Annotated in this window: 1 protein-coding gene; it reads left to right on the forward strand. The window is 40.2% G+C overall.

Annotated features, from left to right (window positions below):
- Positions 1-486 (forward strand): hypothetical protein (locus A3766_RS30405; protein ID WP_197479332.1); only part of this gene is annotated, 486 nt, incomplete at its 5' end.
- Positions 487-584: the final 98 nt, after the last annotated feature.

Genomic DNA, 584 nt, shown 5'->3' on the forward strand with positions numbered 1-584 from the left:
AAGGATAAGGATGAGTACATTGTCGTCGAGTATAAGAGCAGAGAATTTTACACACTCGCCTCTTTAACACCACTTGCTGTCTTCCAATTATTAGTTTCAGCCGAGGTTGTTCGTAAGCATATATTTGAGCGTACTGGTGATAAAGGAAGTCGTAAAAAGATAAAAGTGAGAAGCTTTATGCGCCTAAACAACAAAGTTATTGAGGTTAAAGGGTGGCAAGCAATGATTCAGCATGTATTGGCTATGGTACCTGAAGTGCTGAAAGCTCGTGGAGGAAGTAGTATTTCTGCGAGCGAACTGTCTAGATCGTTCGTGTTATTCGATAGTGTGTTTAAGTTCAAGCCGCAGAACCAGGAAGATGCTCGTTTCCTCGGCCAGCTGAATCATATTCGAATCGCTAAGACAAGTGAGAGAAATACTAAGGCTGTCAAGACAACACAAGATAATGACGGTGAAATTTCAACAACAACCAAGTGCCCTTGCTAAGCGTAGATTAAAAAAGGAAATCGAAATGATGATGAACTTAATTGAAACCAAGACATCAATTGGCTCTTTCACGGAAGTTCCAACTGAAACATATGAAA

It is taken from the genome of Oleiphilus sp. HI0132 (genome assembly GCF_001635845.1).